This window comes from Nocardia sp. NBC_01730 (assembly GCF_035920445.1).
GTDB lineage: Bacteria > Actinomycetota > Actinomycetes > Mycobacteriales > Mycobacteriaceae > Nocardia.
Genome location: NZ_CP109162.1, coordinates 4,318,375 through 4,340,042, shown reverse-complemented (window position 1 = coordinate 4,340,042; position 21,668 = coordinate 4,318,375). Strand labels below are relative to the sequence as shown.

Sequence of the window (21,668 nt, the reverse complement as noted above, 5' to 3'; positions counted from 1 at the left end):
CCAATTTTATGAGAAGGAGTGCATAGTGGGTACCTTTCTGGCGTGAGCGCCGACTATTACGTGCGCCTGGAGCAGGGCCGCGACAAGCACCCCTCCGAGCAGGTCATCACGGCGCTGGCGCTGGTGTTCGCTCTCGACGAGGAAGGCACGGCGCATCTGCGAGAGCTTGCGCGACCGGCGGTCAAGCGTCCGCGGGCGCCGCGCCGACCGGAACGTGTCGCGCCCGGACTGCTGCGGCTGATGAATGCGTGGCCGAACACGCCCGCGCTGGTACTCGGCAGATATCTGGACGTGCTCGCGGCGAACCCGCTGGCCGTGGCGGTCAACGCGTGCTCGGTCCCCGGCGTCAACCAGGTGCGCATGGTTTTCCTCGATCCCGAGGCGTGCAATGTCTACGCGGATTGGCCGACCATCGCGGCAGACACGGTGGCGAGCCTCCGGGCAACCGCGGGCACCGACCTGGACGACCCTCGATTGACCGAACTGGTCGGGGAGCTGTCGTTGAAGAGCGAGGAGTTCCGTCGGCTGTGGGCGCGCCACGACGTCCGGGTGAAGACGGCGGGGGTCAAACGTTTTCGTAACCCGATGGTCGGTGAGCTGACCCTGTCCTACGAGACGCTCAGTGTGAACGGCGCGCCGGGCCAGCTGCTCATCGCCTACCACGCCGAGCCGGGGTCGGCGTCCGAGCGGTCGCTCGCCTTGCTCGGCAGTCTGATCGCGGCGGACACAACTCCGGACGACCGACGCGACGTAGCGCGGCCGAGTGCGGCGCGGCGAATCAGCTGAGCCGCAGGACGACCGTGCTGGGAGGGTGGCGCACCCGCGGTTGCTCGAGGAGTGGATACGCTGCGCCCGATCCGTGCCTACCGGAGTGGACTATCCGTGTCACCTCGGCCGTGCGGCGTCCGAGCGCAAGCAGGCGACGGCGGCCTCCGGCGACAGTGTCGCGGTCGGCGCGGATGAGCGCGGCTACTGCCGCGGTCGACTCGCCACCGCCCAGGCTGTGCTCGGCGATCAGCCGTAGCGTGGCGGAGCAGCCGAAGCGGTCGCCCGCTGCCTCGAATTCCATTCTTGCCTCGGCTGATTCGTCATCATTCGCGGCCGAGAGCAGCAGGCTTATGGCGCACTCCCAGCCGTGCAGTTCATGGGCGGTGTCCGCGAATTCGCTGCCGCCTGCGACGGACCGATTCGCGTTCGCCCGCCTTCCTTGGGTGTTCGGCGGTTTGCGCCCCGTCGAGACTCTGCTGGAGTGAGGATCTAGATATCTCGCCGGTGCGTATGCCCGGCGTCGTGATCACAACAGACAGGACCGACATGACGATGCGAGTGGGTGCGGTAGCGGCAGTGTTCGGGGCCGCGGCGATGTGGGCTGTGCCGTCGGCTGGAGCCACGGTGACGCAGGTCGGGATGCATCCCCGCCTCGATTTCGGGTTGGCGACGAATTACGGGACGGGTTGCACCTATACCGCGCGTGCCACAGTCACCGATGTCGTCGCGCCGGTTGTCTTCTACGACAATGGGGTTCCGTTCGGCGTGGTTCGCCCCTCCGGCGGCGTCGCACTGATCGACTGGGTGCCCGCGACCCCCGGCATACACACCGTCAGCGCGGTTCAGGAGCCGGACGCACCGTTCGTCGCGAGCATCGATATCCGGGTCGGCAACGGGGTCCATCTGGGTCACGCCTGCACCGTTTTCGGCGGCTGACGGCGCCGCGGGGTTACCGTTCGGCAACGACTTGTCGCCAGGTGGGCGGCATGACATCGGTCCGGCCGCAACCGTCGACGACCATCGGCGCTCCGATCCTGTTCATTGTCCGCACGCCGGTACTGTCGGTTGCGGCGGAGTGCTGAGCTCGACCTTCATCCTGGGAGGAAGTGATCATGCGAAGCAGCGGACCGATCGTGGTCGGTGTGGAGGGGTCCGCCGGATCGGCGGCGGCGGTCGCGTGGGGCGCGCAGACGGCGGCACTGCACAACGCATCACTGCATCTCGTTCACGTCGTCGATCCGACCGCCGACTATGGGCCCGGGATCACCGAGCCGCTCACCAGCACCGACTATGCCCGGCTCGAGGGGCATGGGCGCTGGGTGCTCGACACCGCCAACCAGGAGGCACTCCTCGCGGTTCGTGCTCTGCACGACATCGACGTCACCACCGAGCTGGTGCATCAGGTCGTCGGTCCGGCGCTGCTGGACCGTACCGCTGAGGCGCGCACGATGGTGGTCGGCACCCGCGAGCGGGGTACCGTGCGGCGAGCGCTGCTCGGTTCCGTCAGCGCGGCGCTGGCGCGGCGGGCGCACTGCCCGGTGGTCGTAGTCCGGGAGGGCGCGCCGCTCACGGCGAAAGCCAGGAAGCAACCGGTCGTGGTCGGCGTGGACGGCACTCGAATCAGCGAACCCGCGATCGAGGCGGCGCTGATCGAGGCGTCGGCGCGGAGAGTGCGGCTCATCGCGTTGCACGCGTGGACCGGCATCGGGCTGCCTGTCGCGCAGGACGCCGACATCGCCACCGACCCTGAGAAGCAGATCGTGCTCGCGGAGAGCCTGGCTGGATGGCAGGAGCGCTTCCCCGATGTCGAGATCCACCGCGAGATCGTGACGGATCGGCCTGAGCATTATCTGCTCGAACAGTCCGAGCGCGCGCAGCTGCTCGTAGTCGGCAGCCGAGGCCGCGGCGGGTTCGCCAGCATGCTCTTCGGCTCGACCAGCCAGGCGCTGCTGCTGTCGGTGGAGTGTCCGATCATGATTGTCCGCGACCCTCAGTGACCGGATTCGTGCCGAGGGCGGCGAGCCGATCCGCCACCTGAGCCTCACGCCCCCGTCGTCGACCCGGGCCGGACGATCATCAGGACGGTGACCACCACCCACAGCAGGTTGAACACCCCGGTGTCCATGGCGAGGCGACGGATCAGCGCCGGGGTTGTTCCGGTGAGGTCGGCGAGAATCTTCTGCTGGCCGGGCAGGACGAGCAGCGCTAGCACGCCCGCCGCGGCGGCGGTCACACCGATCGACGCCACCAGCCATGCGTCACCGAGCACGCCGAGGCTGAGCGCGGTGAGCAGGCCGAAAGCCGGAACGAGGAGACCGAGGAAGGCGTAGACCCGGCAGATGCGGTGCAACGTGCCGAGGACGGCCGGGCCGCGGTCGGTCGCCGGTGCGGTGCGGGCACGGCGCGTGGCCGCGGGAAACATGCTCGCCGCCACCGTCACCGGGCCGACGGCGATGATCACGGCCAGCACATGGACCGAGAGCAAGAACTTTGTCACAGCGCTCGACGCTAGCCAGCGCTATGAGCCGGAGGAATAGGCAGAATTGCCATATGCCGGTCGATTCTCGCCATCCAGCTGCTGCCGGTGGTTCGATCCACATTCGCAGCTCGATATTATTGGCTGGAATTGACTGCTGAACTACTCTTTTGCCATGCAGACAGTGGCCGTACTCGCCTTGGACCAGGTGGTCGCATTCGATCTGGCCACGCCCGCCGAGGTATTCGGCCGCGCGCGGCTGCCCGATGGCCGTCCCGCGTATCGGGTGCGGGTCTGCGGCGCCGCACCGACGGTCGACGCCGGAGTGTTCACACTGCGACCGCCTTGGGGGCTCGAAGCACTGGCCGACGCGGACACGATCGTCGTGCCCGGCTGCTCGGATCCGAGCCTGCGGGTGCCGGACGAGGCGATCGCCGCCCTGCGCCGGGCCGCCGCGGCGGGCACCCGCATCGCGTCCATCTGTTCCGGCGCGTTCATCCTCGCCGCCACCGGATTGCTGGATGGGTACCGCGCGACCACGCACTGGCTTGCCGCGGCCGAACTCGCCGCCCGCTATCCGGCCGTCGAGGTGGACCCGGACGTGCTGTACGTAGACAACGGGCAGCTGCTCACCTCGGCGGGCGCGGCATCCGGAATCGACCTGTGCCTGCACATGATTCGCCGTGACTACGGCTCGGCCGTCGCCGCCGACGCGGCCAGGCTGTCGGTCGTCCCGCTCGAAAGGGAAGGCGGACAGGCGCAATTCATCGTGCATGACCAGCCGCCCACCCCGCGCGGCTCGACACTGGAACCGGTCCTGCTGTGGATACAGGACAATGCCGCGAAGGATCTGACCCTGGACGACATCGCCGCGCATGCCGGGATGAGCACCCGCACGCTCAACCGTCGCTTCCGCGAGCACACCGGGACCACGCCGTTGCAGTGGCTGCTCCGTGCGCGTGTCCGGCAGGCCCAACACCTGCTCGAGTCCACGGGTCACCCGGTCGACCGGATTGCGGGTCAGGTGGGATTCGGCTCGCCCACCGCGTTCCGCGACCGGTTCAAGCGGGTGGTCGGCACCAGTCCGCACAGCTACCGGGCGGCTTTCCACGGCTCCAGCGGAGCGGTCTGACGGGCGCGGTGGGTTGACGTCAAACCGGAGTAGCATTCTCCGTTTCTCGGTAGGATGCGGTGGTCGAAATCCCCCTACGATCCACCATCGAAACGAGGGACAGCTCCGATATGACCGAGAGTGACGCAACACCCCAGCTCGACCCCGCCGCCATCGACTTCGAACAGGCCTATCGCAGCGGCGCGGTCGCCGAAGGCGTCGTCATGGACCGTTTGCCATGGGAAATCGGCAGGCCGCAGCCGCTGCTCGTCGAGTTCGAACGTGCGGGCCGAATCGGCGGTGATGTGCTCGACGTCGGCTGCGGCCCAGGCGATTCGTCGATCTATCTGGCTGGACTCGGCTATCGGGTGACGGGGCTGGACCTGGCTCCCACCGCCGTCGAGCGCGCCCGCGCCCGCGCCGCCGAGTGTGAGGTAGCGGTGTCGTTCGCCGTAGCCGACGCCACCGAGCTCGCCGGCTACGAAGACCGATTCGACACCGTGGTCAGCAGCGCCCTGCTGCACTGCCTGGACCAGGCGCAGCGCGCGGCACATGTAGCGGCGCTGCGACGGGTGATGCGGCCGGGCGCCCGGCTGATCCAGTTCTGCTTCGCCCGGACCGAACACAGCGACGCCTACGCGCCACACTCGATCGAGGAAGCCGAGCTGTCGGGCACGTTCGACCTGCCGAACTGGCGGCGGACGACGCTGCGGCCCGACGTGCTGACCGCGATCACGCCGCCCCCGCCGATATCGGAGATGCTTGCCGGACGAGGGGTTCCGCTGGAGTTCGACGAGGAGGGCGCACTGTTGCTGCCGGTCTGGGTGCTCGAAGCCGAGCGGATCTGATTGCTTGCGGCGACCGATGAGTTTCCGCCCGGCGCACCGTCGGATCAGGCAACACACCCCACTGATCCAGGAGTAATGCGATGCGGAAAGTCACCGCAGGTCTGTTCATCGCCCTCGACGGCGTCGTCGAGAACCCGCAGGACTGGCATTTCCCGTACTTCGACGACGAGATGGGCGCGGCCGTCGACGCCCAACTCGGCAGCGCGGATACCTTGCTGCTCGGCCGCAAGACCTACGACAGCTTCGCGGGCGCGTGGCCGGAGCGGGAGACCGCGGGCGGGCCGGACGCGTCCATGGCGAAGGCGCTCGGTGACGCACGCAAGATCGTGGTGTCGAACCAGGATCACGAATTCACCTGGCGCAACTCGGAAGTGCTGAAGGGTGAGCTGATCGAGGCGGTGACGGTGCTGAAGAACGAGCGGGGCGGCGATATCGCGATGAGTGGCTCGGTCTCGGTCGTGCGCCAGCTGCTGGACGCGGGCCTGCTCGACGAGCTGCACCTGCTCGTGCACCCGATTGCCGTCGGCAAGGGCATGCGCCTGTTCGAGGACGGCGCGCCCACGATCCCGCTGCGCCTATTGTCGTCGAAGACCTTCCGGACGGGCGTGCTCAACTCGGTCTACGCCGGGCGGCGGTCACGCCCCACCGCAATAATTTCTGCGGCGCGGTGAAAACCAAACTGCGCCATTCTGATCGGGTATTCCGTTGTGACGCATGCAGTTACACTGTCGATCGCGACATCAACGCCGCCCGCAACCTCGCCGCTGTAGTAGCGACGGTGACCGGTGGTGGGTCCTCCCCGAGTTGCGGGGCGACGGTAAACGAGCCCGCTGGAAACCCATGTAAGACCAGCCCTGCTGGCAGCGGGTACCGCCACGGGAAGCCCCACGAGGGCAACGCGATGTGAGCGATCACGCGGCTACCGAACGAGTGCGCAACTCATACACACTCAACGGCAACGGTTTCAGGCGTCTCGCCATTTGATCGAGCAGCCCATGCTGGGCCGCTGCGGTTCCGGCGCGGGTCGTCGTGCCAGTACGGCCTCGATGGCGTCGCGCAAGTCGCCGCCGGTCACAGGTTTTCCATTGCCCGGCGTCGATTCGTCGAAGGCGCCGCGGTAGGCGAGTTCGAAATTTGCGTCGTAGAGGAAGAAATCCGGGGTGCACGCGGCGCGGAACGCCCGCCCGACCTGCTGGGACTCGTCGACGAGATAGGGAAAGGTCCAGCCGGCCCGGATCGCCTGGTCGCGCAGCCGTAGTGGTGCGTCCTCCGGGTAGGCGCCCGCGTCGTTGGTGCAGATCGCCACCGTCGGCAGGGACGGCAGCGAGTCGACCAGTTCGCCGAGCGCGGCCTCGATGTGTTTGACATAGGGGCAGTGGTTGCAGGCGAAGACGACCAGCAGTCCCGGTCCGGCCTCGAAATCGGTCCGGGAGTATATCCGCTGGTCGAGGTCGGGAAGGGAGAACTCGGGCAACGGGGTACCGAGGGTAACCATGAGGGATTCGAACGCCACGGTGTGCCTTCCGTCGGGATCGAGGACGACACACCGAGCCTAACCCCGTACCGCCCGGTTTGTCGGTAATCGGCCGACGCGCCGTCCATCGGCGTGGCGCGGCGTGGCGCGGCGTCTACCTGGCCAGATCCGAGGGATCGGTGTTCGCGCCGCACAGCACCACGCACACCCTCTCGCCCGGGGTGGGCCGGAACGCGGGGGTGTCGCCGAGCATCGCCGCCAAGGCGGTCGACGCACCGTGTTCGACGGCCACCCGGCGATCCGCCCATATCGCGCGGCGCGCCGCGATGATCTCGGCGTCGTCGACCAGCACCGAGTCCACGTCATACCGCTGTGCGGCCGCAAGCGCCATCTCCGAGGCCCGGCGCGCGCCTAGCGAGTCGGCGGCGAGCGAGTCGACCTCTACGTCGACGACCCGCCCCGCCGTGATCGCGGCGTTGAGCGCACGGCAGCGCGCGGGCTCGACAGCGACCACCCGGATGCCGTAATGGTCAGCGGCGGTGGCGATTCCGGAGAACAGCCCGCCACCGCCGACCGCGACCACGACGGTGCCGAGGTCTGGGATCTGCCGATGAATCTCCTCCATCAGCGTGCCGGCACCAGCCGCGATGAGCGGGTTGTCGTAGGCGTGGGAGAGCAGGGCGCCGGTGGCGTCGGCGAATTCGTGGCTGGATCCGAGCGCATCGGCGTACTGCGTGCCGACCAGCCGCACGTCGGCTCCGTAGGAGACGAGCCGGTCCACCTTGACCTTCGGCGCGGTGGTCGGCACGAACACCGTCGCCCGAACCCGCTGACTGCGCGCTGCCCATGCGCAGGCCAGCCCGGCGTTGCCGCCCGAGGCGATCGTTACGCCCACCGCGGGCAACGCGCCGTTCTCCCGGTGGGTGAGCAGAAAGTTCTGCGCGCCACGGGCTTTGAAGCTTCCGGTGTGCTGCATGAACTCCAGTGCGAACCACAGCTCACCGGCAGTGTCCGCCCGCGCGACGGTGACAGGCCGCACCTGACCTGCGACCCTCTCGACCGCTGCCTTCACGTCGCTGTGGGTCAGTTCCATGGCGCTCCTCGGGGCATGGTCGGGTGGTACCGCTCAGTGCTCATGGCGGTGCGGGGCGAACTCCAGGGTAAGGAGCGCGGCGGCGGCCACGACCACCTCCCGCCAGCGGATCAACACATAGCGCTGATCGGCCAGCGCGTGGAACTTGCGGAGGAAACGGTAGAGCGATTCCAGCCGGATCAGCGGATCGCCCAGATGCACCAGCAGGGCGACCAACCGGGCCGTTCGCGACTTGTGCTTGTCGGCGAACAGTTCGGGAAACGGCGCGAAGGAAAGCGAGATCCGTTGGATGTCATGGGTTTTCGCGTAATCGACTAGGTCGATGATCATGCGTTCGTCCAAGCCGTTCGGTGCGTCACCGCGCCGCCACGGTACGTCGAGGCTGAGTTCGCGACCGCGCCCGGACATGCCGTAGCGCTGGAAGCCGGCCGGGCTGCCGTTCGCGTCGTTGGCGACGACGACCAGCATGTTCGGGTTACGTGCGTCCAGCAGGTGGTCGAGGATCATCGAGAAGCCACGGGTCTGCCTGCCACGGCCCCCTTCGTCGACGATGGCGAGCAGTTCCGCGCGCCGCGCCTCGGGCAGCGCCGACTCGTACAACACCTCGGTGGTGACACCGAAGTTCCTGGTGCGGCTCACGGCCTGGCGCAGGTTGCGGAACTTGCGCCCGACCAGGTCGAACTCGTTCACATCGAGCACCACGTCACGGCCGATCGGCACCGCGTGCAGCCCGCGGTGGTCCAGCGCCCGCAGCCGCCACAGATCCGCCAGCTCCGGGCTCGCGCCGAGCACGGCGATACGCCAGCCGTGGTCGACCGCGAATTCGGAGAATCGGGTGAGCAGTTCGGGGAAGGCGGCACGGTCGCCGAGCGGATCGCCCGCCACGACGGCGATTCCGAAGCGGGTGCGGTAGCCGATCGCCGCGGTCGAGTGCTCGTTGAAGAAGTAGGTCTTGGACGAATGCAATGCGAACGGCGCCAGCGGGTCGCCTTGGGTGCGGCCGACCAGTTCGGCCACCCGGTACAGCTGGTCGGGCTGCGGTTTGCTGGACTGCGGCAAGACCAGGATGAAGCCCGTAGCGGTGAGCAGGACGAAGCCGACGCCGGGGTGCTGGGCGCGGTAGGCGAGGTGGGCAATGGCCAGCACCAGCACGGCGGCCGTGAAATGCGGGAGGGTGATCGGACGGCGCAGGTGCAGCCCGCGGGCCACGAAGAGTCCGGCCAGCGCGAGGGCCACGAACCAGCCGTGGTCGACGCCGTCATGCGAGGTGACGTCGGCCTCGTAGGTCAGTATCGCGGCGATCAGGATCGCCGCCGTGATCAGTGCTATGCGCGTCGCGGGCGTGGTGGTGAAGGAGGCTTCCCGGTAGCCGGTAAGCGTGGCGGCGCGTAGCGTGCGCGATTCTGTGGCTTCCTGTTCGTCAGACACGCCGATGCTCCGCCCCGTTGTTGCGTTTCCCCAGCCACAACAGTCTCGCCATGGTGGTCCTCCCGATGATCGCCTACCGACACACTAAGCGGAACCGGCGGTTCCATGGGCAATGTCTTATCGGAACCGGGCCCCACAGCCGACGCCTGGCCCTGACGTCCACCCCATGCGAAACATCGGATGAATCCGAGTCTATTCCGCCGACGCGGGCAAGGCGCGATCGAGCAGTGCGAACAGGTCCCGCAGGTGCCGTTCGTAGGCGTCTTCTCGGAACACCGCCGTGTCGCGCATGGTGAAGCCGTGCCGGGCGTCCGGGTAGACCGTCGAGGTGTAGCGCACGTTCGCAGTGTCCAGCGCCGCTTCCAGCCGCTCGATCTGGTCGGGCGGCATGGAACCGTCCTGGTCGGCGTGGGCGATGAACAGTTCCGCGGTGATGCTCGCCGCGTCGTGGTGCGGACTGTCGGGGCGGTCGTCGGCGGCCAGATAGCCGCCGTGGAAGCTCGCCGCGGCGGCCACCTGATCGCCGAAGGCCGCCGCGGTGCGCAACGCCAGCCTGCCGCCCATGCAGTAGCCGGTCGTGGCGAGCGCGCCCGGGGTGACGAACTCGGAGGCGGCGAGCCAGTCGAGGTAGGCGTTCGCGTCCTCGATCGCCTTCTCCGGGGTCAGCGCCGCGCGCATGGGACCGAGCGCCGCGAAGAACGCCGCGTGGGCGTCGGGGTCGCTCCGATCGGGCATGGGCAGGACCGGGGCTCGGCCGGAGCGGTAGAAGATGTTGGGCGCGAGCACGGTGTAGCCGTGCGCGGCGATCGTCTCCACCATTTCCCGCAACCACGGGCGCAGACCGTAGGCGTCCATGAAGAACAGCACGCCGGGATGGCGAGCGCCGTCGTCGGGATGGGCCGAGTAGCAATCGACTGTGCCGTCGGGCAGCGATAGATCGATCTGTTCGAACATGACGGGCGAAGTCACCAGGCCTCCGTGAGAATAAAAACGACCAGTACGATCCTATCCGCCGCGCGGTGGCGCAATCCGGGTGCCCAACGCCAACATGGCGAGAACCCTTCGGCGGCAAACCGATTACCCGAAGTCGGTGTCGGAGATCGCCGAATGGGCCGCCGATTCAACAAGGAGTTTCGGTGACATCGGGCCGATTCTTCCCATTGCCGTCGAATTGCCGATTTTCTACGGCGTGTAGCCAACATTTTTCACTTCGACGTTGTCATGCTCAGTTGGATCGCTGATCCGTACCGATCGCCTTGTGATGGGCGCGACGAGAGGTCTGAACTGTGAAACTGATCTGGATGGCGGTTCCCGCGCTGGTCGCCGCCACCGTGTCGGGGTGTTCCGACGATACGTCGGCGAGCAGGGAATCGACATCGACGAGTGCCGCCGCTGTGGCCGTGAGTTCCGTGCGCGCGACGCCGGATGTGCGTGACGACGACAAAGCGGAGAGTATTGTCCGGATTTTGCTGGGTGAGATGAAGACAGTCTCGGTGCCCGCCGACGCGGTGCTGGATATCAGAGTGCCGGTCGCATGGGGTGAGGCGGCCAACGCTATTCGCTGTACGGTGACCGAAAGTTCGGGACGGAACGAAGATCTGCGGTCTTCGGACGTGAAGAAGACCGAGACCGTCGGCGACACGGAGTGGATGACGCTGTGGACGTTTTCCTCCGCGCCGACCGGCGACGTAACCGTCGGTTGTAAAGATCCGGAATCGAGAATCGCCGCAGCGCACCCCGATCCGTACATTCGCGTCGCCCCGCGCGGTGTCGTTCCCGTCACGCCGCACACTCCCCGCTGACCGCGGCGGAGCCGCTCGCCGAGATCGAAACGCACCGCTCGGTAGACGTGCGATGCTCAGACCACCCGCGCACCGGAGTAAGCCTGTACATGCGGGACTCGGGTGCCTGCAGCACCATCCGGCGGGTCAGTTGGTTGCGTGACCAGACGTGCCTCCGTATGGCGTTGCTCGCGGTTTCGAGACGGAAAGGGTCTCGATCGGTTGTCGGGAGTAGCGTCGGCGAGGTGAACGAGGTCGGTGGCGCGGGGCAGTATCGCGAGCGACCGTCGCGGTTCGCGGGGGCCGTGCTGTGGACCAGGACCGTCGACGGTATGGACCCGGTGCTGCCCGTGCTGCCCGACGGCTGCATGGATCTGATCTGGAGGGCCGGGCGACTCGTGGTCGCCGGGCCGGACACTCGCGCCCACCATCCGCCGGCGTCGGACGGCGTCCGGTACGTCGGCGTCCGGTTCTCGCCCGGCACGGCGCCCGCGCTGCTCGGCGTCCCCGCGCATGAGGTGCGCGATCAGCGGGTCGATCTCGCGGATCTATGGCCCTCGTCGGCGGTCCGGTCGCTCGTCGGACAGCTCGAGGCCGCCGACGATACGGCCACGGCGTTGGAAGAGGTCGTACTGCGCCGCGCGGCCGTGGCCGATCAGGCTGATCCGCTCGTGTCGCGGATGACCGCCGCGTTGGACGCCGGTTGGTCGGTGGCGGCGATCGCCGCCGGCGCAGGCATCGGCGAGCGGACCCTGCATCGCAGGTCGTTGGCCGCGTTCGGCTACGGCCCCAAAACCCTTGCCAGGGTGCTGCGTCTGCAACGCGCCCTGGCGGCGGCTCGCCGCGGCGTGCCGCTCGCCGAGACCGCGGCGTTGGCGGGGTTTGCCGACCAAGCGCACCTGTCCCGTGATGTGCGCGCACTGGCAGGGATTCCGTTGACGGAGTTGCTCGCCAGGTCGTAGCGCTGAGTGTGGCCTCGTGGTGACCCGGTCGAATTCGGCGCATGGTCCAGTGCCGAGGTGGGCGCGACGTGTAGGTCGCGAACGGTGCGTCGGCGGCCTGGCTATCCGGTGGTGGTCGGGAGGGCGGCGTAGAGGTCGATCCCGTTGCCGTCGGGGTCGTGGACCACCGCGTAGCGCTGGCCCCAGAAGGCGTCCCATGGTTTCAGCTCACCGTGGTAACCGGCGTCCACCAGGTCGGTATAGAGGGCGTCGACCTCGGTGGGGTCGGCGCAGCGGAAGGCGATGGCAAGGCGGCCGCCGCCCTGCGGAGGCGTCCAGTCGGTGTGGAACGACTGGATGATGGCCTCGGTGTCGAGCGCGATCCGCAGGCCGTTGGGGAGGGCCGCCTCAGCGTGCGCTTCCTGCTCGGAACCCGCGGGAAAGTCCAGGCCGAGACGGCGATAGAAGGCCACCGCTGCTGCCATATCGGTGACAATGATGCCGATGACGTCGAGTTGTGGAGTCATATCGGCCAGCGTAGGCAGCGCCGGGCGCTCGGTCTTGAATGAATCGGACAACCGGGTCAGCGCGCGGGTGCGGGGACGAGTTCGGCGATCAGGTTCTCCACCAGGATGCGGACGCGGTCGCGGATGGTGCGGACCACGTCGAGGGTCTGCTCGGAGGGATCCGGGAGCACCCAGTCGCGATAGCTGATGCCGGGGAAGTACGGGCATGCGTCGCCGCAGCCCATCGTGACCACGACATCGGAGATGCCGATGGCATCCATCGTGAGTGGCTTGGGGGTGCGGCCGGAGATGTCGATGCCGATCTCGGCCATGGCTTCGACCACGGTCGGGTTGAGCGTCTCGGCAGGCGCGCTGCCCGCCGACCGCACATCGATACGGTCATCGGCGAGCGCGGTGAGCAACCCGGCGGCCATCTGCGATCTGCCCGCGTTGTGCACGCAGACGAACAGCACACTGGGTTTGTGGGCCATGATGAGAACGCCTTTCGGTGAGCAGAGCAGGGAGTGTGCTGGCCGCTGGGCCCGCTGCCCGGCGTGGTTGGAGCCGAAACGCTTTCGTAGCGTATGAGATACGTATACCAGCGCGCCGCGAATCGTTACCGCGCAGCGTTCGTTCGCTTGCGGATGAGTGCACACGCCGCGGACCGATCCCCGGTCACAGGCTCGAAGCGGTTGCCACGCAGCGTTTGCCGGAGCGTGGCCTTCGCCTGGATAGACCGGACTGGACGGTGATTCAGATGCTCGTGCCGAGGTCGATCCGTGGCGTTCGGCCATCCGGTGTCGTCGGTCGGCGCCTGTCCGGGTTCTTCTCGAAGTTGATTGCCGCACCGGAAGCTCAGCGCCTTGGACGGGGCCGTCCAGGGCCACGTCGTCTCATGGTCGGCGGAACAGCGCCGGCTGATCGGTCAGAGCGGACGCAGATCGATCATCTTGCGCAGCCGCTGACGGTCGCGCTCGAGGCGGCGGGCTTCGTAGGCGATCGGGAAGTAGCGCAACCGTTCCGGCAGCAGTGGGACGGTCCTAGTGATCTCTCATCGTCTATCCGTCGCTGTCGGCTCGCCGCCACCCCTGGGCTTTACCAGCATGACGGGGGACAGTGGCATGCGCTGGTCACTGTCGATGCCGACCCTGCTATGACGTCATAGTGACCGAGGTTGTCCGCGAATCCCATCGGCACGGCCGTGCCCCGCCTGGTCGCGGAGATCCTCGCTGCCTGACCGATCGACTGTGCCCCACCGTCCTTCGAGCGGAGTCGGTTCAGCCGACCGGGCCGAGCACTCGGTCGAGGTAGGCGTTGGCGAAGCGCCCCTTCGGGTCGAGGCGCCGACGTACCTCGGCGAAACGGTCCCAGTCGGGATAGCGGTCGCGCAGGGTTTCGGCGGTCTGGAAGTGGCGCTTGCCCCAGTGCGGGCGTCCGTCGTAGCGGTCGAACACCGCTTCGCAGGCACGGAAGTACGGCTCGAATTCCATGCCGCGGTATTGGTGCACCGCGATGTAGCAGGTCTCGCGGCCACCCGCGGGGGAGAGGAAGGCGTCGTCGGGCGCGACCCACCGCACCTCGATGGGCATCGGTGTGTCGAATTTCGCGGTCACTTCTGTGATCTCGCGGATAGCGTCGACGGAGTGCTCGCGCGGAACGGCGTACTCCATCTCGATGAAGCGGATCAGGCGCGGCGAGGCGAACACTCGATAGGAACGGTCCACTTGGCGCCGGTAGCTGCCCGCATAAGCGGCGCCGCGCTGGATCAACGGCACCAGGCGCGGCTGCCGTCGGCTCAGCTTGCACATCCCATCGAACAGGTAGTTGGACATCAGGATGTCCGCGAACCAGTCCACGGCCTTGCCACGCGGCTGCTCCGGCAGTGCCACGCGGTTGTTTCGTTTGGTCATGGCCAGGGGGCTGTGCGCGAACATGTAGAACTCGAAGTGCTCGTTGCCGTCGACGAACGAATCCAGGTCGGCGAGCACGTCGTCCACGTGCACCGGTCGCTCGATCCCTTCCAGCACGAAGGAGGGCACCATCCGCACCGTCACGGCGGTGACGACGCCGAGGGCGCCGACGCTGACCCGCGCCGCGCGCCAGCCGTCGGGGTCGGTCCGCGCGTTCAGCTCGGCCCTGCTGCCGTCGGCGAGCATCAGCTCGACCGAATCCAGTGCGGCGGAAAGGTTTTGCAATGTGGCACCGGTGCCGTGGGTGCCGGTGGCGGTCGCGCCCGCCACGGTCTGCGCGTCGATGTCGCCCAGGTTCGGGAAGGCGAGGCCGTGCTCATGCAGCGCATTGCTCGCGGCGTTCAGGGTGATGCCCGCCTCGAGCCGGACGAGCCCGGTGGCGTGGTCGACATCGAGGACGCGGTTCAGGTTTGCCAGGTTCAGCAGGATGCCGTCGGTGAGAACGGTGTCGGTGAACGAATGACCCGCGCCCGCGACGCGCACGGTCTGTCCCTTGGCCTCGGCGCTGCCGAGTAGATCGGCCACTTCGTCGGGGGAGCACGGAGTGGCGAAGGTCGCAGGCGCGCACTGCTGATCGCCTGCCCAGTTCACCCACAAATTGGTCATGTGACCAATTTACTGGAGCGATTGTGATGCGCGCTACTTACGCCGGAATGTGCTACCTCCTGCGATTCGCGCAGGTGAGGTGCTTGGCCTTCTCGACTTCCTCCTCGGCCAGCGGCGGGACTTCGAGATGCTGGCGCGGGATGCCGTCTGCGCGCACGCCGTTGAGTGCGATGGCCATATATCGCTGCCAGACGTCGGGATTGACCGGCTTCGCGAACTCGGCGATACCGTCGACCATGTGCACGAGCGCGAAGAAGTCCGAAGGCTCGATCCCCTCGGCGAGGGCTCCCGCGGTGCGTGCGCGCTCGCAGATGGCGGTCACGGTGGGCTTGATCCGATCGCGGACGACGATGAATCGGTTCGTCTGGTCTTCCTCGAGCTCGAGCATGACCTCGCTGAATCCGCGGTTGGTGGCCATATGCCTGCACGCGTATTCGAAGAATTCGACAAGTCCGAACCATGGGTCCGGGTGTCGGTAGGCGGCGTCCGCCGCGTCGGCGAAATCGCTCAGGTTCTGGTCGAAGACTTCAACGATCAGTTCCCTCTTGTTCGCGAAGCGGCGGTAGACCGTGCCGACGCCGACGCCCGCGCGTTCGGCCACGTCGTCGAGGGTGATCTCGAGTCCGTGGTCGGCGAACAGCTCGCGCGCCGCGGCGATGATCCGTTGCTGATTTCGCGCGGCATCGGCACGTAGGCGCCGGGGCGGGGAGGCGACCGTGGCGTGATTCACAAGTTCATTCTATCAACTACCCGGGATTAAACGGAGGCAGTATCTCCGTTATCGTGATAACGTCTACCGGTAAGCGGAGGTGACGTCTCCGCATCAATACTCGAGACAAAAGGGTACACATGACTACCACGATCGAGCGCGGGGCATCCGCCACCGACAAAACAGGAACTGGGGGACGCGGATCACACGCGCTGCGCTGGTGGGTGCTCGCCGTGCTCGGTGTCGCACAGCTCATGGTGGTCCTCGACGCGACCGTAGTGAACATCGCGCTTCCCGCGGCCCAGCAGGACCTCGGCTTCAGCGACGGCGACCGCTCCTGGGTGGTCACAGGTTACGCGCTGGCCTTCGGCAGCCTACTGTTGCTCGGCGGACGCCTCAGTGACCTGTTCGGCAGGCGCAACACCTTCATCATCGGCCTGATCGGCTTCGCGGTCGCCTCGGCCGTCGGTGGCGCGGCCACCAGTTTCGAAATGCTCGTGGCGGCGCGCGTCGGGCAAGGCGTCTTCGGCGCGCTGCTCGCACCGGCCGCGCTGTCCCTGCTCACGGTGACCTTCACCGAGCCGTCCGAGCGGGCGAAGGCGTTCGGCATCTTCGGCGCGGTCGCCGGTACCGGCGGCGCGATCGGCCTGTTGCTCGGCGGCGCGCTTACCGAATGGGCGTCCTGGCGCTGGGTGATGTTCGTGAACCTGGCCTTCGCGGCGGTCGCTCTGGTCGGCGCGGTGCTGCTGCTGGCCAAGCATGCGGGCACCGATCGGCCCAAGCTCGATATCCCGGGCACCGTCGTGGTGACCGCGGCCCTGTTCGGCATCGTCTACGGGTTTTCGCACGCGGAGTCGCACGGCTGGACCGACAGTGTCACTCTCGCCTTCCTGATCGGCGGCGCGGTGTTGCTTGCGGCGTTCGCCTGGCTGGAGACCCGGGTCGCACACCCACTGCTCCCGATGCGGATCGTGCTCGACCGCATGCGCGGCACCTCGTACCTGACGGTGTTCGTCATGGGCATCGGAATGTTTGCGATCTTCCTGTTCCTCACCTACTACATGCAGCTGACGCTGGGGTACTCGCCGATCATGACCGGCGTGGCGTTCCTGCCGATGGTCGCCGCGATGGTGGTCTCCTCGACCACCGCGCCCTCGTTCCTGCTGCCGAAGGTCGGACCGAAGATCGTGGTCAGCGGCGGCTTCCTGGTCGCCGCGGGCGGAATGGCCTGGCTGACCAGGATCGGTCTGGACACCGGCTACGCCACGCACATCCTGCCCGCCCTGGTCCTGCTGGGTCTCGGTCTCGGTGGCGCGATGGCGACCGCCTTCCAGGGCGCGACCTCGGGTGTGCAGCATGAGGACGCGGGCGTGGCCTCGGCCATGATCAACACCAGCCAGCAGGTCGGTGGCTCGATCGGCACAGCGCTGCTCAGCACCATCGCCGCCTCGGCGGCGGGCGACTACCTGTCCACCCGCAAGCCGGACCCGCTGACCGTCGCCCAGTCCGCGATCGAGAGCTACACCACCAGCTTCTGGTGGGCCACCGCGATCTTCGTGGCAGGCGCGGCGCTGACCGCGGTGCTGATGCCGAGCACGGCGCCCGCACCGGCCGAGGGGGAGCCGGTGCTCGCGCACTGAGAGGTGGGCAGCGCCCGTGGCGCTGCACATTCCCGGGCCTGACGGCTCACGGTCGAGCGGCCGCCGCACACGCGACATAGTCGTGAGCGGCGGCCGCTCGGCCGTCAGCGATGCATATAGGCCGAGGATTCGACGGGCCGTGCGGTGAACGATCTTGGTGAGACTTGTCTTCGGCTGGGTGGGTACGCCACGTGCGGGCAACCGCGCGATGGTACATTTCCGCGCTTGGCGAGGTGTGCAGCGAGGCTCCCCTGGCTGATCGGCGCCGTAATTGTCATGCGATGCTTGGCGATCGGAATTCCGATGATTCCGCGGACCGTGGCATGGGTAGCCAACAGTCTGCTACCTCCCCTTCTCGGCATCGGCGGGCACCACCTTCTCCACCCGCGTGCTCGAGGTTCGTAGACTCCTCGGATCGGGCGGTCCACGCGCTCGGCTGCCTCGCGGGAGCGGCAATGGCATCGCCGGGACGGCTGTGCCCGCGTGGGCATGGCACCGTGGACAACTGGCACGGCTCGGCGATCAACCGGAATGGGATGCGACGGAAGGGGGTCAGGCAATGAGCGGTTCAGCGGCGGGTTCGACGCCGACAGGACAGTGGCGGCCCGCGGCGCGGCTCACCGTGCTGCTCGACGAGGACGACAAGTGGCGGCACACGCCCCTTTACCACGAGATCGTGCGGCGTGCCAGGGACACCGGCTTGGCGGGCGCCAGCGTATGGCGCGGCATCGAAGGCTACGGCTCGTCCTCGCGGATCCACACCACCCGGCTCCTGGACATCGCCGACCATCTGCCGCTGGTGCTGATGTTTGTCGACGAGCTCGACCGGCTGCGCGCCTTCGTCGAGCAGAACGCCGAACTGTTCACCTCGATCAACACCACGCTCGCGCCGGTCGAGTTGTGGCAGGGAGCCGCCCGATGACAGTGCTGCCCGTCGTGCCCCGCGGAAAGCTCGGTGCATCCGCCCGATATCCGGCAGAGCCGGTGGTGCCAGTGCGTTTCGATTCTCCCCTGCCGCCACGCACGCCGACCGTTACCATTGTCGGTTCGGCACGGCTCGGTGGTCTGGGCGGCGCGGGGGCGGGCGATCGGCTGCTCGCCACCGCGGGAACGGACTTCCGCGGTGTGCCGACCACGTTCCGCACGTTCGGCTTCGAAACGATCCGGCCGGTGGCCGTCGGCGCTCGCGCCTGCGCCGCGGGCACCGCCGCGATCGACGTAGCCGCGGTCGCCATGACCGGGCGGTCGTGGCCATGATCCTGATGACGAGCCGGGCGCAGCCGATAAGGAAGGGAGACCCGAGCATGGCCCATGATCGAGCCGGGCGTCCCGCGCGTCCCACCGATCTGGAAGACATCGCACATCTGGTGACGGCGTACTACAGCCGTGTCCCCGATCCGGAGAATCCGGCCCAGCGGGTAGCGTTCGGTACTTCGGGACATCGCGGCTCCAGCCTGGACAGCGCGTTCAACGAGGCGCACATCCTTGCGATCACCCAGTCGATCGTGGAGTATCGCGCCACCCGCGGCATCACCGGACCGGTCTATCTGGCCAGGGACACGCACGCACTGTCCGAGCCTGCCTGGACCACCGCGCTGGAGGTACTCGCCGCCAACGAGGTGACCGCCGTGATCGACGCGCGCGACCGCTACACCCCGACACCAGCGTTGAGCCACGCCGTGCTGCGCCACAATCGGGGCGGCGCCAAGCACCAAGCCGACGGAATCGTGGTCACCCCGTCGCACAACCCGCCGCGCGACGGCGGCTTCAAATACAACCCTCCGCACGGTGGCCCGGCCGACAACACGGCGACCGACGCCATCGCCGCCCGCGCCAACGAACTGCTGCGCGGCGGCCTCGCCGAGGTCAAGCGCACCACGCTGCGGCAGGCGCTGGAAACCAGCGTCGAACGCTACGACTACCTCGACCACTACATCGCCGATCTGCCGAACGTGCTGAACCTGGACGCGATCCGCGGCGCGGGCATCCGGCTCGGCGCCGACCCGATGGGCGGCGCCAGCGTCGACTACTGGGAGGAGATCGGCCAGCGCTACGACCTCGAGCTCGAGGTGGTCAACCCGTTCGTCGACCCGACCTGGCGATTCATGACCCTCGACAGCGACGGCAAGATCCGGATGGACCCGTCCTCGCGCTACGCGATGGCTTCGCTGATCGCGATCAAGGACGATTACGACATCTCCACCGGCAACGACGCCGACGCCGACCGGCACGGCATCGTCACCCCCGACGGCGGACTGATGAACCCCAACCATTTCCTCGCGGTGGCCATCGAATACCTCGTCGCCAACCGGATGGGCTGGGACGCGCTGACCAAGATCGGCAAGACCGTGGTGACCTCGTCCATGATCGACCGGGTGGTTTCGGTGCTCGGCCGCGACGTGCACGAGGTGCCGGTCGGGTTCAAGTTCTTCGTGCCCGGATTGTTCAGCGGCAGTCTCGCTTTCGGAGGTGAGGAGAGCGCGGGCGCATCGTTCCTGCGGATGGATGGCACCGTGTGGACCACCGATAAGGACGGCATCCTGCTCGCGCTGCTGGCCGCCGAGATCGCCGCGGTCACTGGGCAAAGCCCCTCGGCGCGCTACGTCGAACTCGAACGGCGCTACGGCAGCCCCGCCTACGCCAGGATCGACGCGCCCGCGACGGTGGAACAGAAAGAGCTGCTCGCGAAGTTGACTCCGGACATGATCACCACCAAGGAGATCGCCGGAGAACCGGTCACCTCCGTGCTCACCAGAGCGCGTGGCAACGGCGCACCGCTGGGTGGGCTCAAGGTGACCACCGAGAACGCGTGGTTCGCCGCCCGCCCCTCCGGCACCGAGGACAAGTACAAGATCTATGCGGAGTCGTTCCACGGCGCCGAGCACCTGACCGAGGTGCAGGCGGCCGCGGAGGAACTGGTGGGGCAGGCGTTATCCGGTGAGCAGTAGATCCAAGCCCCTGCCCACCGAGATCTGGGTGCTGGTCGGGGGCGCGTTCGTCATCGCCATCGGGTTCGGCCTGGTCGCTCCGGTACTGCCCCAGTTCGCGCGCGGGTTCGGCGTGGGCGTGGCCGCGGCCTCGGCGATCGTCTCCGCATTCGCGTTGATGCGATTGCTGTTCGCGCCATTGAGCGGGCGGCTGGTACAGCGGCTGGGGGAGCGGTCGGTCTACCTCAGCGGGCTCTTGATCGTCGCGCTGTCCACCGGCGCCAGCGCGCTGGCTCAGAGTTATTGGCAGCTGATGGTGTTGCGGTCGCTCGGCGGGATCGGGTCCACCATGTTCACCGTGTCGTCGCTGGCGCTGGTCATCCGGATATCGCCGCCCGAACAGCGCGGGCGGGTGTCCGGCCTTTGGTCGACCAGCTTTCTGGTCGGCTCGGTGAGCGGACCGCTGGTGGGCGGTGTCCTGTCGGGGCTCGGGCTGCGGTGGCCGTTCGTGATCTACGCGGTGGCGCTGCTCGGCGTCAGCATCGTCGTGCACCTGAGCCTGCGGAACTCGGAGTTGGCGGCGCCCGAGCCGGTCGGCGGGGTCCGCATGATGTCGTTCCGGGAGGGGTTGACGCGGCCGGAATACCGGGCCGTGCTGGTATCCAACTTCGCCAACGGTGCGGCCGTATTCGGTGTGCGGATGGCGCTGGTGCCGCTGCTCGTAGTGGAGGTGCTGCACCAAGCGCCGGGAATGGCCGGTGTCGCGCTGACCGTGTTCGCGGCAGGCAATGTCGTTGTCCTGTTCGCCTCCGGACGGTTGTCCGACCAGTGGGGACGCAAACCGTTCGTGATCGTCGGCTCCCTCGTGTGCGCGGCGGGCACCGCGGGGCTCGGCATGGCGACCAGTGTGCCGTGGCTGCTGGCGACCTCCTTCCTCGCCGGGCTCGGCTCCGGTCTGTTCACCCCGACCCAGCAGGCCGCGGTCGCTGACATCATCGGCCCCAAGGCACGCGGCGGGCCCGTCCTGGCCGGCTTCCAGATGGCCGCCGACCTCGGCACCGTCATCGGCCCCGTCGCTGTCGGTGCCCTCGCCGAACAGCTGTCTTACGGCCTGGCCCTCGGCGTGACCGGCGGTCTCCTTGCCCTCGCCGCGGCCGTCTGGGTCGTCGTCCCCGAACCTTTGCGCCGCGGTTCCACCCATCCGGAATGCCCTCCTGATCACCTTTGCGGCGCGGATGGTGCCGAACATCAGGTGACGCAGGTCGACCACGCGGCCAGCGATGTGGTCGGCGCGCCGGTGGCGGACAGCCCGGTACCGATGGTGGTCGAGAAGGACGTCATTTCCGGTGTGGGTGACCGCCACTGACGGGTGGAGGCGTGGCCCGGAGGG

The 21,668-nt window shown here is 67.8% G+C and carries 24 protein-coding genes; 14 read left to right on the top strand and 10 right to left on the bottom strand.

Going from position 1 to position 21,668, the window contains the following annotated elements; all coding sequences use genetic code 11:
• Nucleotides 1-42: 42 nt before the first annotated feature.
• The gene (locus OHB12_RS17330; RefSeq protein ID WP_327109656.1) at nucleotides 43-786 is read left to right on the top strand and encodes an MmyB family transcriptional regulator; all 744 of its coding nucleotides are present in this window, start codon (nucleotides 43-45) and stop codon (nucleotides 784-786) included.
• Here OHB12_RS17330 and OHB12_RS17325 read toward each other — a convergent pair.
• Nucleotides 779-1,069, bottom strand: coding sequence for a hypothetical protein (locus OHB12_RS17325; RefSeq protein ID WP_327109655.1), 291 nt, complete (start codon nucleotides 1,067-1,069; stop codon nucleotides 779-781). The genes OHB12_RS17330 and OHB12_RS17325 overlap by 8 nt on opposite strands.
• A 245-nt stretch (nucleotides 1,070-1,314) precedes the next feature.
• Here OHB12_RS17325 and OHB12_RS17320 point away from each other — a divergent pair, with 245 nt between their 5' ends.
• Nucleotides 1,315-1,704: a hypothetical protein gene (locus tag OHB12_RS17320; protein WP_327120795.1), complete on the top strand. Its 390-nt coding sequence runs from the start codon at nucleotides 1,315-1,317 to the stop codon at nucleotides 1,702-1,704.
• Between the two features lie 176 nt (nucleotides 1,705-1,880).
• On the top strand, nucleotides 1,881-2,765 hold the full coding sequence (locus tag OHB12_RS17315) for a universal stress protein (protein ID WP_327120793.1): 885 nt from the start codon (nucleotides 1,881-1,883) through the stop codon (nucleotides 2,763-2,765).
• 44 nt (nucleotides 2,766-2,809) lie between these two features.
• Here OHB12_RS17315 and OHB12_RS17310 read toward each other — a convergent pair whose 3' ends face one another.
• Nucleotides 2,810-3,265 carry a hypothetical protein gene (locus OHB12_RS17310; protein ID WP_327120791.1) on the bottom strand — a complete coding sequence of 152 codons (456 nt, stop codon included), beginning with the start codon at nucleotides 3,263-3,265 and terminating at the stop codon, nucleotides 2,810-2,812.
• A gap of 154 nt (nucleotides 3,266-3,419) precedes the next feature.
• Between OHB12_RS17310 and OHB12_RS17305 the strand changes: the two genes are divergently transcribed.
• From OHB12_RS17305 to OHB12_RS17290, 4 genes are all read left to right on the top strand, one after another.
• Nucleotides 3,420-4,376 (top strand): GlxA family transcriptional regulator, encoded by a 957-nt coding sequence (locus OHB12_RS17305; protein WP_327120789.1) that lies wholly within the window; start codon nucleotides 3,420-3,422, stop codon nucleotides 4,374-4,376.
• 110 nt (nucleotides 4,377-4,486) lie between these two features.
• Nucleotides 4,487-5,203, top strand: a complete 717-nt coding sequence (locus tag OHB12_RS17300) for a class I SAM-dependent methyltransferase (RefSeq protein ID WP_327120788.1) — start codon at nucleotides 4,487-4,489, stop codon at nucleotides 5,201-5,203.
• A gap of 80 nt (nucleotides 5,204-5,283) precedes the next feature.
• The gene (locus tag OHB12_RS17295) at nucleotides 5,284-5,874 is read left to right on the top strand and encodes a dihydrofolate reductase family protein (RefSeq protein WP_327120786.1); all 591 of its coding nucleotides are present in this window, start codon (nucleotides 5,284-5,286) and stop codon (nucleotides 5,872-5,874) included.
• Nucleotides 5,871-6,110: a zinc ribbon domain-containing protein gene (locus tag OHB12_RS17290; protein ID WP_327120784.1), complete on the top strand. Its 240-nt coding sequence runs from the start codon at nucleotides 5,871-5,873 to the stop codon at nucleotides 6,108-6,110. Before OHB12_RS17295 ends, OHB12_RS17290 begins: the two co-directional genes overlap by 4 nt.
• Nucleotides 6,111-6,167: 57 nt before the next feature.
• Here OHB12_RS17290 and OHB12_RS17285 read toward each other — a convergent pair whose 3' ends face one another.
• From OHB12_RS17285 to OHB12_RS17270, 4 genes are all read right to left on the bottom strand, one after another.
• The gene (locus tag OHB12_RS17285; protein WP_327120782.1) at nucleotides 6,168-6,716 is read right to left on the bottom strand and encodes a thioredoxin family protein; all 549 of its coding nucleotides are present in this window, start codon (nucleotides 6,714-6,716) and stop codon (nucleotides 6,168-6,170) included.
• A gap of 115 nt (nucleotides 6,717-6,831) precedes the next feature.
• A complete protein-coding gene (locus OHB12_RS17280) occupies nucleotides 6,832-7,770 on the bottom strand; it encodes a threonine/serine dehydratase (RefSeq protein ID WP_327120780.1) in 939 nt (312 codons plus the stop codon).
• A gap of 33 nt (nucleotides 7,771-7,803) precedes the next feature.
• Nucleotides 7,804-9,198 carry a bifunctional lysylphosphatidylglycerol flippase/synthetase MprF gene (locus OHB12_RS17275; RefSeq protein WP_327120777.1) on the bottom strand — a complete coding sequence of 465 codons (1,395 nt, stop codon included), beginning with the start codon at nucleotides 9,196-9,198 and terminating at the stop codon, nucleotides 7,804-7,806.
• Nucleotides 9,199-9,390: 192 nt separating this feature from the next.
• Complete coding sequence (locus tag OHB12_RS17270; protein WP_327120775.1) at nucleotides 9,391-10,167, bottom strand: dienelactone hydrolase family protein; 777 nt, start codon at nucleotides 10,165-10,167, stop codon at nucleotides 9,391-9,393.
• A gap of 317 nt (nucleotides 10,168-10,484) precedes the next feature.
• On the opposite strand from OHB12_RS17270, the gene OHB12_RS17265 reads away from it, so the two are divergent.
• Both OHB12_RS17265 and OHB12_RS17260 read left to right on the top strand, forming a co-directional pair.
• A complete protein-coding gene (locus OHB12_RS17265; protein ID WP_327120773.1) occupies nucleotides 10,485-11,000 on the top strand; it encodes a hypothetical protein in 516 nt (171 codons plus the stop codon).
• 224 nt (nucleotides 11,001-11,224) lie between these two features.
• Nucleotides 11,225-11,941, top strand: coding sequence for a helix-turn-helix domain-containing protein (locus OHB12_RS17260; RefSeq protein ID WP_327120771.1), 717 nt, complete (start codon nucleotides 11,225-11,227; stop codon nucleotides 11,939-11,941).
• A gap of 101 nt (nucleotides 11,942-12,042) precedes the next feature.
• Here OHB12_RS17260 and OHB12_RS17255 read toward each other — a convergent pair whose 3' ends face one another.
• From OHB12_RS17255 to OHB12_RS17240, 4 genes are all read right to left on the bottom strand, one after another.
• Nucleotides 12,043-12,447 carry a VOC family protein gene (locus OHB12_RS17255; protein WP_327120769.1) on the bottom strand — a complete coding sequence of 135 codons (405 nt, stop codon included), beginning with the start codon at nucleotides 12,445-12,447 and terminating at the stop codon, nucleotides 12,043-12,045.
• Between the two features lie 56 nt (nucleotides 12,448-12,503).
• Entirely contained in the window at nucleotides 12,504-12,917 is a 414-nt protein-coding gene (locus tag OHB12_RS17250; protein WP_327120767.1) for an arsenate reductase ArsC, read from the bottom strand.
• Between the two features lie 786 nt (nucleotides 12,918-13,703).
• The gene (locus OHB12_RS17245; RefSeq protein WP_327120766.1) at nucleotides 13,704-15,002 is read right to left on the bottom strand and encodes a D-arabinono-1,4-lactone oxidase; all 1,299 of its coding nucleotides are present in this window, start codon (nucleotides 15,000-15,002) and stop codon (nucleotides 13,704-13,706) included.
• A gap of 52 nt (nucleotides 15,003-15,054) precedes the next feature.
• Nucleotides 15,055-15,732, bottom strand: a complete 678-nt coding sequence (locus OHB12_RS17240) for a TetR/AcrR family transcriptional regulator (protein ID WP_327120764.1) — start codon at nucleotides 15,730-15,732, stop codon at nucleotides 15,055-15,057.
• 119 nt (nucleotides 15,733-15,851) lie between these two features.
• Between OHB12_RS17240 and OHB12_RS17235 the strand changes: the two genes are divergently transcribed.
• From OHB12_RS17235 to OHB12_RS17215, 5 genes are all read left to right on the top strand, one after another.
• Nucleotides 15,852-17,351: an MFS transporter gene (locus OHB12_RS17235; RefSeq protein ID WP_327120761.1), complete on the top strand. Its 1,500-nt coding sequence runs from the start codon at nucleotides 15,852-15,854 to the stop codon at nucleotides 17,349-17,351.
• Between the two features lie 559 nt (nucleotides 17,352-17,910).
• The gene (locus tag OHB12_RS17230) at nucleotides 17,911-18,273 is read left to right on the top strand and encodes a DUF190 domain-containing protein (protein ID WP_327120759.1); all 363 of its coding nucleotides are present in this window, start codon (nucleotides 17,911-17,913) and stop codon (nucleotides 18,271-18,273) included.
• Nucleotides 18,270-18,608 (top strand): fluoride efflux transporter CrcB, encoded by a 339-nt coding sequence (locus OHB12_RS17225; RefSeq protein ID WP_327120757.1) that lies wholly within the window; start codon nucleotides 18,270-18,272, stop codon nucleotides 18,606-18,608. The genes OHB12_RS17230 and OHB12_RS17225 overlap by 4 nt, the downstream gene beginning before the upstream one ends.
• Nucleotides 18,609-18,655: 47 nt before the next feature.
• Nucleotides 18,656-20,299: a phosphoglucomutase (alpha-D-glucose-1,6-bisphosphate-dependent) gene (gene pgm, locus OHB12_RS17220; protein ID WP_327120755.1), complete on the top strand. Its 1,644-nt coding sequence runs from the start codon at nucleotides 18,656-18,658 to the stop codon at nucleotides 20,297-20,299.
• A complete protein-coding gene (locus OHB12_RS17215; RefSeq protein ID WP_327120753.1) occupies nucleotides 20,289-21,644 on the top strand; it encodes an MFS transporter in 1,356 nt (451 codons plus the stop codon). Before pgm ends, OHB12_RS17215 begins: the two co-directional genes overlap by 11 nt.
• Nucleotides 21,645-21,668: the final 24 nt, after the last annotated feature.